Source organism: Rahnella perminowiae, assembly GCF_019049755.1.
Classification (GTDB): Bacteria; Pseudomonadota; Gammaproteobacteria; order Enterobacterales; family Enterobacteriaceae; genus Rahnella; species Rahnella perminowiae.
Map to the genome: position 1 here is coordinate 1 of NZ_JAFMOS010000473.1, position 11,503 is coordinate 11,503.

The following is an 11,503-nucleotide window of genomic DNA, read 5'->3' on the forward strand; positions in this document are numbered from 1 at the left end:
TAAAAGAACTGATCAAAAACGCCGCTGCCGACGCGGAACATTCATTAAGTGCAGAAGTCGCGGCACGCCTGGAAGAGAGTTTTAACCGTGCTGCGCCGAAAGGTAAAAAAGCCGCAAAAGCCACTGAACACGAAATTGATAATCAGCATCTTGCAGAAGAGACGGAACCGGCACTGACCACCAAAGAAATCAAGAAATTACGCACCTTACTCAGTGCACGTAAAACAAGCAGCAAGAAAAAGTAAAAGTCATCCCGCTCCCCTTAATAATTCGCGTTACCCGGCACATGGACGAAACCCGAATCACTGCGTCATGTCAGTGATTCGGGTGGGAAAATGTCGCTGACACCTCAGCAATACGAACAGGACAGAGGAAATTATTGGCCGTCCAGGCCCCGGATTGGCTTTATCGTCGCCCAGCCACGGCATGACGGGCAATGCCAGTACAGCGAATGCGCGGTAAAACCGCATTTATGGCAACGATAGCGTGGCTTGGTGCGGATCTGTTCACCCACCATATCCCGCAGCAATACCAGACTCTCTTTCGCACGCCCTTCTTCCGCATCTGCCAGATGGTAATCCATCAGATGATGGAACACCCGCATAGTCGGATGGCGTTGCAACTGGCGGTTGATATAGCTTTGCGCGGTCTCACGCCCTTCTTCCTCATGGATGATTTCAGCCAGCAACAGCTCTGCCGTAGCGCCGGTATTTTCGTCCACGCAACGTTTGAGAAACTCCGCCCATGCCAGCGTATCGTCAAGATTCTGGTAACACTCCTGCAGCATTGGCAACGCTTCGCTGACCAGCTCTTTATCCTGTTCCAGCACACGTTGTAAGGCTTCCGTCGCTTTGCGGTATTCACCCTGCGCCAGGAAGATTCGCCCCTGCATAATTGAAACACGTGCACAAAGTTTGTCTGCTGCTGCAGCTTTCTTCAGTAAGCCGGTCGCCTTATCGAAGTCTTCCGAAACCATCGCCTGCAATGCCAGCTCACACCAGAAATGCGCAATTTCTTTGCGCCGATTTTCTTTACCGAGCTTAACCAGACGTTCTGCCACGTCGATGGCGTTCTGCCAGTCGCTGGTGGCCTGATGAATAATCAACAGCTGTTCCAGCGCAAACAGCTGGAAATCCTGCTCTTTCACCAGCTGGTTGAACATGTCTTCTGCACGGTCATAGAAACCGGCAGCCATATAATCGCGTCCCAGTTGCTGTATGGCGAGCAGCCGCTGTTCGAAAGTCAGCGAAGCGCTTTCCATCAGTGACTGGTGAATACGGATCGCGCGATCAACTTCACCGCGGGAGCGGAACAGGTTACCCAGAGTCAGGTGCGCTTCGACCGTACTGCTGTCCTCTTTCAACATTTCGAGGAACAGGTCGACCGCTTTATCCTGCTGATTGGAAAGCAGGAAGTTAACGCCCGCGACGTATTCACGTGACAGGCGGTTAGCATTTTCCTGTTTGTCCTGCTGAGAACTTCTGCGCCCCATATACCAGCCATAAGCGGCCGCAACGGGCAACAACAGAAACAGCAGTTCTAACATAGAGGATTATTCCTTGCTGACATCGTAAGATGCTGTGGGCGGCGTAACGGCAGCCGCGGGTTCGATTTGTTGCTCAAGGCGTTTGATTTTACGCTGGGCACGACCCAGTGACAGACGTACGCGCAGATAGAACAAACCACAGATTATCCAGCCAAGAATAAAACCGGTCGCGAACAGTACGGCAAGCAGTGTGGAAACACGGTAGTCCCCCTGCGCCAGCAAATAATTGAAGGTCACAGTCTGATCGTTATGGGCACCCAGGGTGATAGAAATCACAACGATGACCAGCAAAAATAAAAAAATCAGCAGATATTTCACATTCATTCCTGTAATGCCGGATGTACCGGATGAATTATGCCAAAAACTCTCGTTCCGACCTAATAAGTTAGCATTTCCGCACAAAGCAGGGAAACATTGCGAAGGCTTTAAATGCAGTCTGTAGAGACTTTATTCGACATTTTTGTGGTGCCGTGAACACCACCGCAATCTGGACTATGAAAAATATATGGGGATGAAAACGATGAATTAAAGGGGGGCAGAACAAGCCCCCTGAGGTTTCGGACCGTATGGGATCAGAAGCCGTGACTATTCTCGCTCGCTGATTTCCCGCTTTTCTGCCGGTGGCGGTGTCAGCGGTCCGACATAACGCTCTGTCAGCCAGCAGGCCAGCATGACCAGAAGCCAGCTGATGCCTACAGATGCCATCAGGTCACGCGGCCAGTGCATGCCAAGCATCAGTCTGCTGCCCATCACCACTACCGCCCACACCATCAGCACGGTGACCGTTTTATAGTGTTTACGCTGCCACAAAAGCCCGATACCCAGTAAAGCCCAGGTCGCGGCAAACATCGTGTGGCCTGAAGGGAACGCGTACCCTGTATCGTTCTGCCAGCTTTTGTTCAGCCAGTGCGGGATTTGCGCATTATCGCCCAGGATGTCTTTCACCTGTCGTGCACGTGCTTTATTTTTCAGGGCGTAAAACTCACCGATGTTCATTTGATGGTCCGCCCCCAGCCATGCGACATACGGCCGGGGCTCGCGGACTTCACCTTTGATAAAATCTTTAACATACTGACCGGCCAGCAATGACAAGACGATGATCACCACCAGCACGGCTGCCGGTTTAAGCCTGAATCTCAGGCACCACAGAACCCAGCCGCAGAGGATCACAGTAGTCAAAATTCCCCATGGCTCACTCACCGTTTCCGTGACCCAATAAAGCGGACGTAGCACGGCGGGGTCACCACCCGGTGTCCACATCCAGCCACTTATCCACACCGCAGCGGGCATCAGTAATAAAAGAACAGCTCCCAGCGCGGTGCGTCTGGCGATATCAAACATAATCGTCCCTTCAGTCATGCGAAAAAGAGTTGGAGTGTAGCAACGTTATTATTGCTTAACATTCCTTTGACGTGAGTTGTTGAAGAAGCGGTTATAATTCATAAGTTATGAACTAATCGTTCAAATATTCCCGCTAAACTGTGACCCAAACTGTGGCAAAATGATGCCTGTCATGATGGAAAGGCACCGATTCCCTATCCAGAGGCCGCATCGGAAAGTAGGATGCGCATCAACAAGTAAAATATTTACTGTAAATAAAGACTATTTGTGGTTTTTTTGGAGCGTAAAATGCAGCTGAAACGGGTGGCAGAAGCCAATCTGCCAACACCTTGGGGCGATTTCCTGATGGTGGGTTTTGAAGAATTGGCCACCGGACACGACCATCTGGCGTTAGTTTTTGGCGATATCACTGGCGATACGCCGGTTCTCGCGCGCGTTCACTCCGAGTGTCTGACTGGTGATGCCTTATTCAGCCTGCGCTGTGACTGCGGCTTTCAGCTCGAAGCTGCACTGAATCATATCGCTGAAGAAGGCCGGGGCATCCTGATGTATCACCGTCAGGAAGGCCGTAACATCGGTTTGCTGAATAAAATCCGCGCATACGCTTTACAGGACAAAGGCTACGACACGGTCGAGGCTAATCATCAGCTCGGGTTCGCCGCAGATGAGCGTGACTTCACGCTGTGCGCCGACATGTTCAAGCTGCTGGGCGTGGATTCAGTGCGCCTGCTGACCAACAATCCGAAAAAAGTTGAAATTCTGACCGAAGCCGGCATTAACATCACCGAACGCGTTCCGCTGATCGTTGGTCGTAATCCGGAAAACGAACGTTACCTGTCGACTAAAGCCGCCAAAATGGGCCACCTGCTCGATAAATAAGGCTGTTATATAGTGCGATGAAAATATTAAGGGCACCTTAAGAAGGTGCCCTTTTTGATCGGCAGAAGAACAGATATTACAGCATCTTGCGGATCACATAATGCAAAATACCGCCGTTCTGGAAATACGTCAGCTCATTGCCGGTATCGATCCGACAACGTGCATCGATCGTTTCAGTATGACCATCGGCGAAAGTGATATGTACCGCGACATCCTGCCCCGGCGTCAGGGTTTGCAATCCGCTGATGCTGATCTGCTCATCGCCGGTGAGTTTCAGCGTTTTGCGCGTCACACCCTGCGGGAACTCAAGCGGTAAAATCCCCATTCCGATCAGATTCGAACGGTGAATACGCTCGAATGATTCGGCGATAACCACACGAACGCCGAGCAGGCGCGGGCCTTTGGCCGCCCAGTCACGGCTTGAACCTGAACCGTACTCTTTACCGGCAATCACAGCAGTCGGCACATTTTCATGCTGATAGCGCATCGCCGCATCGTAAATCGCCAGCTGATCCTGCGACGGAATATGACGTGTATAACCGCCCTCCACACCCGGCACCATTTCATTTTTGATGCGGATATTGGCGAACGTTCCGCGCATCATCACTTCGTGGTTACCACGCCGTGAACCATAGGAGTTAAAGGCTTTCGGCTCGACCCCATGCTGGGTCAGGTACAGACCAGCCGGACTGTCAGCCTTGATATTCCCGGCAGGCGAAATGTGGTCGGTGGTCACTGAATCCGCCAGAATCGCCAGTATTCGCGCATCCTTGATATCTTCCAGTGCATCTGGCTCAGCCTTCATATCACTGAAAAACGGCGGATGGCGGATGTAGGTAGAATCTTCCTGCCAGGTGTAAGTTGGCGTACCTTCAACCTGGATCGACTGCCAGCTCGCATCGCCGTTAAACACCTCGGCGTACTCTTTATGAAACATGTCTGTCGTCACCTGTGCGACTGCATTGGCGATATCGTTGGCCGACGGCCAGATATCTCTCAGGTAAACAGGCTTGCCATCAGCCCCATCCCCCAGAGGATCCTGCGTCAGGTCGACATTCATATTACCGGCAAGCGCATACGCCACCACCAGCGGCGGCGAGGCAAGCCAGTTGGTTTTAATCAGCGGATGAATACGCCCTTCAAAGTTTCGGTTGCCGGAAAGCACGGCTCCGACGGTTAAATCACCCGCTTTGATCGCTGACTCAACGGGTTCCGGCAGCGGCCCGGAGTTACCAATACAGGTCGTACAGCCGTAGCCCACCAGATTAAAACCCAGTTTCTCCAGGTGTGGCATCAGACCTGCCGCATTAAGATAATCGGTCACCACTTTGGAACCTGGTGCCAGCGATGTTTTTACCCACGGCTTGCTGGCCAGGCCTTTTTCAGCGGCATTCTTCGCCAGCAGACCGGCCGCCATCAGCACGCTCGGGTTTGAAGTATTGGTACAAGAGGTGATTGCCGCAATCACTACCGCACCGGTGGTCAGCGAATAATGCTGGCCTTCCAGCGTGAAACTTTCTTTATCGCTACGCCCCGGCTTACTGTTACCCAACTCCAGTTCAGTCGCCGCTTTGAATGCTTTCGGTACATTGGGCAGCGCGACACGATCCTGAGGACGTTTCGGCCCGGCCAGACTCGGCTCTACGTCGCCCATGTCCAGCGCCAGGGTACTGGTGAATACCGGCTCGTCACCGGGATGGCGCCATAAACCCTGAGCCTGAGAATAGGCTTTGACCAGTTCGATTTGTTCGTCACTGCGGCCACTGAGCTTCATGTAACTCAGTGTCACATCATCTACCGGGAAGAAGCCGCAGGTTGCACCGAATTCCGGCGACATATTGGCAATGGTCGCGCGATCAGCCAGAGGTAAGTCCGCCAGGCCATCACCGTAGAATTCGACAAATTTCCCCACCACGCCGTGTTTACGCAGCATCTGGGTGACCGTCAACACCAGGTCAGTCGCGGTAATGCCTTCACGTAATTTACCGGTCAGTTTGAAACCCACAACGTCCGGGATCAACATGGAAACCGGCTGCCCGAGCATCGCGGCTTCGGCTTCAATACCGCCGCAACCCCAGCCCAGAATCCCCAGACCGTTAATCATCGTGGTATGGGAATCCGTCCCGACCAGGGTGTCAGGATAAGCGACCGTTTTACCCTCCTGTTCTTCATACCAGACAGTTTGTCCGAGATATTCAAGATTGACCTGATGACAAATCCCGGTACCCGGCGGCACAACGCGGAAACGGTTAAAGGCTTTTTGCCCCCAGCGCAGGAACTGGTAGCGCTCGTTGTTGCGCTCCATTTCGAGACGCACATTCTCACTGAATGCCTCATCATCACCGAATTCATCGACCGTTACCGAGTGGTCGATAACCAGATCAACAGGTGACAGAGGATTGACCTGATCGACATTCCCGCCGAGGCGTTTTACCGCCTGACGCATCGCGGCCAGATCGACGATAGCGGGTACACCCGTAAAATCCTGCATCAGTACCCGCGCCGGACGATAAGCAATTTCGCGGTCGGCATGACCGGTTTTTTGCCATCCGACCAGCCCCTGCAGATCGTTTTCGGTGACAGTGTCACCATCGACGTGGCGCAGTAAATTTTCGAGTAATACCTTGAGGGATTTTGGCAGACGCTGAATATCACCCAGCGTTTTGGCCGCGAGTGGCAGGCTGTAGTAGTAGAATTCTTTCTCCCGGACTGCCAGCTTATCCAGACTGTTCTTGCGAATAGACGACATAGCTTCTCCTTTAGCGCTCAGCGTGGCCATGCGTAATAACCCGCTGGCTTATAAGTGCATACTTAAAGATAACACAATTTATCGTTAACATTTTTATAACAGCTCAAACTGATCATCAGGCAAAAAAAATCCCGCCGCATCGGGTAAGGATGCAACGGGATCAGAGAGGCGCTACGTTTGTGACGACTTATTTTGTCGGCAGCTTAATGTCCTTGAACATCTCTTCAATATCTTCGTTGGAGCGCAGGGAAATAGCCGTATCCACCACGTCACGCGTCAGATGTGGCGCAAAGCGCTGGATGAAATCATACATGTAGCTGCGCAGGAATGTACTGCGGCGGAAGCCGATTTTGGTGGTGCTGTAGGTGAAAATATCACTCGCATCCACGGTCACCAGATCCGGATCCTGGATCGGATCAACCGCCATGCTGGCAATGACACCCACGCCCAGTCCCAGACGAACGTAAGTCTTAATCACGTCAGCATCTGTGGCGGTGAATACAATGCGTGGCGTCAGGCCGGCGCGGTTAAATGCAGTATCGAGTTCTGAACGGCCGGTGAAGCCGAAGGTATAAGTCACAATCGGATAGGCTGCCAGTTCTTCAATGGTGACCTTCTCTTTACCCGCCAGCGGATGATCAGGCTGAACCACCACGGCACGGTTCCAGTGATAGCAAGGCAGCATGATCAGATCGTCATATAAATGGAGCGCTTCGGTAGCGATCGCGAAATCCGCATTGCCTTTCGAAACCGCTTCAGCAATCTGCGTCGGCGATCCCTGATGCATATGCAATGAAACACGGGGGTAACGCTCGATAAAACCTTTAATTACATTCGGTAAAGCATAACGTGCCTGCGTGTGTGTCGTCGCCACATACAACGAACCTTTGTCCGGATAGGTATGCTCACCGGCAACGGCTTTGATCGCATCCACTTTAGACAACACTTCACGGGCAATACGGATGATTTCCTGCCCTGCCGGTGTGACTTGCGTCAGATGTTTTCCACTGCGGGAAAAAATCTGGATCCCCAGTTCATCTTCCAGCATCCGCACCTGTTTGCTGATCCCGGGCTGCGACGTGTACAGGCCTTCTGCCGTCGAACTGACGTTCAGATTGTGATTAACAACCTCTACGATATAGCGCAGTTGCTGCAATTTCATATCTCATACCATCCTAGTTTTCGCACCCTGCCGTCATCCCTGTTCACCCGGGGGCTGAACAGACTGAAATAATTTTATAATGAATGCCGGTAGTCTGTTAACGAACGTTATTTATGCCCCAGATGCATTAACTTATTACCTGAATGCATAAGAATAAATTTTATATAACAATTATATCAATAATTAACGCGTTGTATAGCCAGAGAACATAATGACAATTGCGGGCAGCGCTGCCCTGATAAGAAAAACAGCAAATCAGGGTCGATGATAGATCTGAATGCAAAAAAAAAACCAGCCCGGAGGACTGGTTTTTTACACCTGCTTAACAGAGTGACATAAATCCGTTATCGCCTAAATAATTCGAGTTGCAGGAAGGCGACAAACTCTGGCATCCCCGGGAGCATGGCTGACCCTGTGACTGGGCCGACTGAGTGCAGCCAACGCACCGGCAACTTGAAATATGAAGGCGATAATTATTTTTTGCCTTCAACCCATTTGCCGTCCACAAAGAAAGCGGTCCAGCCCGTGGCTTTGCCGTCTTTTTCTGAAGACACATACTGCTGCTTAGTTTTACGGCTGAAACGCACCATGGATTTATTCCCTTCCGGATCTGCCACCGGCGCATCGGCCAGATAGCTGAGTTTTTCCGGTAAGCGATCTTTGAAACGCTTCAGTTCTTCCACCAGCGGCGCACGGGTTTCGCGCGATTTAGGGAATGTGTTGGCAGCCAGGAATACCCCTGCCGCACCGTCACGCAGCACGAAATACGCGTCTGATTTCTCACACGGCAATTCCGGCAGCGGAACCGGATCTTCTTTCGGCGGCGCCACATCACCGTTTCGCAAAATCTTACGGGTGTTTTTGCACTCGTCGTTGGTACAGCCCATGTATTTACCGAAACGCCCCATTTTCAGGTGCATTTCAGAGCCACATTTCTCGCACTCAACGATCGGGCCGTCGTAACCCTTGATACGGAACTCGCCTTCTTCGATTTCATAACCATCACATTCCGGGTTGTTACCACAGACATGCAATTTACGCTGATTATCGATGAGATAGCTGTCCATCGCCGTACCGCATTTGGCACAACGGCGTTTGGCGCGTAGCGCATTAGCTTCGGCTTCATCGCCTTCCAGAATGTTCAGCACTTCGGCATCAGCAATCAGGTTGATGGTGGTTTTGCAGCGTTCTTTCGGCGGCAAGGCATAACCGGAACATCCCAGGAACACACCGGTGCTGGCGGTACGTATCCCCATCGGACGTCCGCAGGTCGGACATTCAATGCTGGTCAGCACCATCTGATTCGGACGCATACCGCCTTCTTCAGGGTCTTTCTCAGCCGTTTCCAGCTGCTTGCTGAATTCAGTGAAGAATTCATCCAGAACGGCTTTCCATTCCGCCTTGTTATTGGCGACCTGATCCAGCCCGTCTTCCATACGTGCGGTGAAATCGTAGTTCATCAGTTCACGGAAGTTATCTTCCAGACGATCGGTAACGATTTCGCCCATTTTTTCTGCATAGAAGCGACGGTTTTCAACGTGAACGTAGCCCCTGTCCTGAATGGTCGAAATGATCGACGCATAAGTAGACGGGCGGCCAATACCCCGTTTTTCCAGTTCTTTAACCAATGACGCTTCGCTAAAACGCGCAGGCGGCTTGGTGAAATGCTGAGTCGGTAGCAGTTGTTGCAGTTCCAGATCCGTCCCCACTTCGATGGCGGGCAGGGTTCTGTCTTCGTCGCCTTTACGCAACGCCGGCATCACTTTGGTCCAGCCATCAAAACGCAACGTACGGCCTTTGGCGCGCAAAGAATAATCCCCGGCTTTCACCGTCAGCGTAGTGGAATCGTACTGAGCCGGTGTCATCTGACAGGCCACAAACTGACGCCATATCAGCTGATACAGACGTTGCGCATCCGCTTCCATATCTTTCAATTGTTCAGACGTCACGGCTACGTCAGAAGGACGAATCGCTTCGTGCGCTTCCTGAGAATTCTCTTTGTTGCTGTATTGCAGCGGAGCTTTCGGCAGATATTTATTACCGAAATTTTCGCCGATATAGCCGCGCACCATTTCCACGGCATCCTGACTCAGGTTAGTGGAATCAGTACGCATATAGGTGATGTGACCGGCTTCGTAAAGACGCTGTGCCATCATCATGGTTTTCTTCACACCAAAGCTCAGACGCGTACTGGCCGCCTGTTGCAACGTGGAAGTAATGAAAGGCGCACCCGGCTTACTGCTGGTTGGTTTGTCTTCACGATCAACCACGGTATAGCGCGCTTTCTCAAGCAGCGAAACGGCCGCATGAGTTTGTTCTTTATTCACCGGTTTGAACGGTTTGTCGAGATGATGCGTCACTTCCATTTGCAGCGCGGTTTCTTTCTTCGCCAGCAAATCCGCATGCAACTCCCAGTATTCTTCCGGCACGAACGCTTTGATTTCTTTCTCACGCTCGACAACCAGACGCACCGCCACGGACTGAACGCGACCTGCGGATAAACCACGGGCAATTTTCTTCCACAACAGCGGAGATACCATGTAACCCACCACGCGGTCCATGAAACGACGCGCCTGCTGAGCATTCACACGATCAATATTCAGTTCGCCCGGTTCTTTAAAGGCGTTCTGGATCGCGTTTTTGGTAATTTCGTTAAATACGACGCGGCTGAAACGTTTGTCATCACCGCCAATCACTTCCCGCAAATGCCAGGCAATCGCCTCTCCTTCGCGGTCAAGGTCGGTTGCGAGATAGATGTGGTCAGCTTTTTCCGCTAACGCTTTTAACTCAGCAACAACTTTTTCTTTACCCGGAAGTATTTCGTATTGTGCTTCCCAACCGTGATACGGATCGACGCCCATGCGATTAACCAGCGCGGTCTTCTCATCCTTTTTTACTTTTTTCTTTGTTTTTTCTTCGGTTGAGTCGGCGGTCTTTTTAGCAGCGGATCCACTGGTGGGTAAATCACGGATATGACCGACGCTGGACTTAACCACGTAGTCATTCCCTAAATATTTATTAATCGTTTTGGCTTTTGCCGGGGACTCAACTATTACGAGAGCTTTGCCCATAATTACCTTTACCTGAATGATTCTTCATCATCTGAAGAAGATTTTGCCTAGTTATGCCGCGGCACAATTACACGTCTTTTTTTATATTGCGGCAGTGAGTCAGAACGTCAACTGATTTCTTTAAAAGAAGGAACGCACTGACTTCCAGAGGTTCAAATCACTGATTCTGCGAGGGATTAACCAGACAGGGCTCAGCAGAACGCGCCCGTTTTTAAGTCAAATAACAACCAAGCGTAAACAAAACATTCCACCTGAAGCCACAAAATCCCACACTCTACCTGATAAAAATCGCCACGCAAACTAATTAACACGGAAAGGCCTTTTTCGCCAAATCGCATCCGCCTTTTATAGATTGCTCAAAATATAACCAGCCTGCTTAAGCGGATTACCCCCAGCAGATTTGCGGTTTTATCAACGTCAGGATTACAATAACGTCAGCAATTATAGTGGGGAGTAAATATCATGCACGAAAATACATCGGCAATTAGCCGCGAAGCTTTACTGATCGAAGCGAATAAGGTTATCCGTGAGCACGAAGATTACATCCACGGAATGCTGGCGACAGAGGTTGAGCAGAAAGGTAATGTGCTGGTTTTCCGCGGGGAGTTTTTCATGGATGAAGACGGCTTACCGACCAGAAAAACCACCGCAGTATTTAATATGTTTAAACATCTGGCCCATCTTTTTTCAGAAAAATACCATCTCGAAGATTGAGATAAAAGAATCGCTAATAAAGGTATAGGTAACCGATAAAC

General features: G+C 51.0%; 9 protein-coding genes. 3 read left to right on the forward strand and 6 right to left on the reverse strand.

The window, feature by feature from the left end:
* Positions 1-245: hypothetical protein (locus J1785_RS08765; RefSeq protein WP_217219240.1), on the forward strand; the 245-nt coding region annotated here is incomplete at its 5' end.
* Positions 246-376: 131 nt separating this feature from the next.
* Here the strand turns inward: J1785_RS08765 and lapB are convergent.
* The 3 genes from lapB to pgpB form a co-directional block, all read right to left on the reverse strand.
* Entirely contained in the window at positions 377-1,546 is a 1,170-nt protein-coding gene (gene lapB / locus J1785_RS08770) for a lipopolysaccharide assembly protein LapB (protein WP_129951549.1), read from the reverse strand.
* A gap of 6 nt (positions 1,547-1,552) precedes the next feature.
* Positions 1,553-1,864 carry a LapA family protein gene (locus tag J1785_RS08775; RefSeq protein ID WP_129951550.1) on the reverse strand — a complete coding sequence of 104 codons (312 nt, stop codon included), beginning with the start codon at positions 1,862-1,864 and terminating at the stop codon, positions 1,553-1,555.
* A 267-nt stretch (positions 1,865-2,131) separates the two neighbouring features.
* A complete protein-coding gene (gene pgpB / locus J1785_RS08780) occupies positions 2,132-2,887 on the reverse strand; it encodes a phosphatidylglycerophosphatase B (protein WP_129951551.1) in 756 nt (251 codons plus the stop codon).
* A gap of 288 nt (positions 2,888-3,175) precedes the next feature.
* On the opposite strand from pgpB, the gene ribA reads away from it, so the two are divergent.
* Entirely contained in the window at positions 3,176-3,766 is a 591-nt protein-coding gene (gene ribA, locus J1785_RS08785; RefSeq protein WP_129951552.1) for a GTP cyclohydrolase II, read from the forward strand.
* A 76-nt stretch (positions 3,767-3,842) separates the two neighbouring features.
* Here the strand turns inward: ribA and acnA are convergent, their stop codons facing one another.
* From acnA to topA, 3 genes are all read right to left on the reverse strand, one after another.
* Entirely contained in the window at positions 3,843-6,515 is a 2,673-nt protein-coding gene (acnA, locus tag J1785_RS08790; RefSeq protein ID WP_217219241.1) for an aconitate hydratase AcnA, read from the reverse strand.
* Positions 6,516-6,702: 187 nt separating this feature from the next.
* Positions 6,703-7,677, reverse strand: a complete 975-nt coding sequence (gene cysB, locus J1785_RS08795) for an HTH-type transcriptional regulator CysB (protein ID WP_129951554.1) — start codon at positions 7,675-7,677, stop codon at positions 6,703-6,705.
* Positions 7,678-8,150: 473 nt separating this feature from the next.
* Complete coding sequence (gene topA / locus J1785_RS08800) at positions 8,151-10,748, reverse strand: type I DNA topoisomerase (protein ID WP_129951555.1); 2,598 nt, start codon at positions 10,746-10,748, stop codon at positions 8,151-8,153.
* 462 nt (positions 10,749-11,210) lie between these two features.
* Here topA and J1785_RS08805 point away from each other — a divergent pair, with 462 nt between their 5' ends.
* A complete protein-coding gene (locus tag J1785_RS08805; RefSeq protein WP_129951556.1) occupies positions 11,211-11,462 on the forward strand; it encodes a YciN family protein in 252 nt (83 codons plus the stop codon).
* The last annotated feature ends 41 nt before the right edge of the window (positions 11,463-11,503 follow it).

Coding starts and splice junctions, on each gene's coding strand:
- lapB (WP_129951549.1), bottom strand. CDS start 1,546: ATGTTAGAACTGCTGTTTCTGTTGTTGCCCGTTGCGGCCGCTTATGGC.
- ribA (WP_129951552.1), top strand. CDS start 3,176: ATGCAGCTGAAACGGGTGGCAGAAGCCAATCTGCCAACACCTTGGGGC.
- acnA (WP_217219241.1), bottom strand. CDS start 6,515: ATGTCGTCTATTCGCAAGAACAGTCTGGATAAGCTGGCAGTCCGGGAG.
- pgpB (WP_129951551.1), bottom strand. CDS start 2,887: ATGTTTGATATCGCCAGACGCACCGCGCTGGGAGCTGTTCTTTTATTA.
- J1785_RS08805 (WP_129951556.1), top strand. CDS start 11,211: ATGCACGAAAATACATCGGCAATTAGCCGCGAAGCTTTACTGATCGAA.
- cysB (WP_129951554.1), bottom strand. CDS start 7,677: ATGAAATTGCAGCAACTGCGCTATATCGTAGAGGTTGTTAATCACAAT.
- topA (WP_129951555.1), bottom strand. CDS start 10,748: ATGGGCAAAGCTCTCGTAATAGTTGAGTCCCCGGCAAAAGCCAAAACG.